The following is a 1,041-nucleotide window of genomic DNA, read 5'->3' as shown; positions in this document are numbered from 1 at the left end:
CACCCGCCCCGGGTCCCCGCGGCGTGTTCCGGCCGACTCCCGGAACGGGGAGGGACGGTGGTCCACCACCGGCGCCGGAGACCACCCGCAGGGGTGAAACCGGTGGGTGAACCGGGAACCCGCGCCGGACCCCGCGCGGGCCCCGCCCGGCCCGTGTCCAGGCCGTTCCGGGCTCCTCCCGCCGCCCCGGCGGGGGGTTCCCCGTGAGGGGGGCCCTTCCCGCGCGCCCCCGTTCGGCCGTCGTTTCGCCGCCATACTGTCCGCGGCAGGCGGCGTGCCGCGCGGATCGGGACGGAGACGGGGGTTCGGAAGGGACGATGGCGGATCCCGGGCTGATCCACGGACGGTACGAACTGCTCGAGCAGGTCGGCCGCGGCGGCATGGGCCGGGTGTGGCGGGCCCGCGACCGGACCCTGGACCGACGGGTCGCCGTGAAGTGCTTCCGCCCCGACGGCGGGCCGGGCGAGGACCCCGGCGCGCCCCACCCCCTGCGCGAACGGTTCCGCCGCGAGGCGCGGCTCGCCGCCGGACTGCAACACCACAACATCACCGTCGTGCACGACTTCGGGGAACACGACGGCCTGCTGTACCTCGTCATGGAGTTCCTGGACGGCCGGAACCTGGGGGAACTGCTCACCGACCGAGCCGGTGCCCCCCTGCCGCACGGGGAGGTCGCCGACATCGCCCGACAGGTCGCCGCGGCCCTCGATCACACCCGTTGTCGGGGGATCGTGCACCGGGACCTCAAACCCACCAACATCGTCCGGCTGACCGACGGGACGGTCAAGGTGTGCGATTTCGGCATCGCCCGACCCGCCCGCGACATCGACCCGGGCGCCCGTCTCACCGTCACCGGTATGGCGATGGGCACCCCGCACTACATGTCCCCCGAGCAGATCTCGGGGGGGACGGTCGATCCGCGCAGCGACCTCTACTCCCTCGGTTGCGTCCTCTACGAGTTGGCCACGGGCAGTCCCCCCTTCGCCTACGACGACCCCTGGGCCGTCCTCGTCGGTCATCGGGACGCCCTTCCCGAGCCCC

1 protein-coding gene is annotated in these 1,041 nt (G+C 74.0%); it reads left to right on the top strand.

The features are described from left to right. Nucleotides 1–317 precede the first annotated feature (317 nt). Nucleotides 318–1,041 (top strand): serine/threonine-protein kinase (locus FNQ90_RS24540; RefSeq protein ID WP_182608343.1); only part of this gene is annotated, 724 nt, incomplete at its 3' end.

The sequence above is a fragment of the Streptomyces alkaliphilus genome (assembly GCF_014141535.1).
Lineage (GTDB): Bacteria > Actinomycetota > Actinomycetes > Streptomycetales > Streptomycetaceae > Streptomyces > Streptomyces alkaliphilus.
The sequence above is the reverse complement of the archived record's forward strand: the minus strand, read 5'-3'. Positions and strand labels throughout refer to the sequence as shown.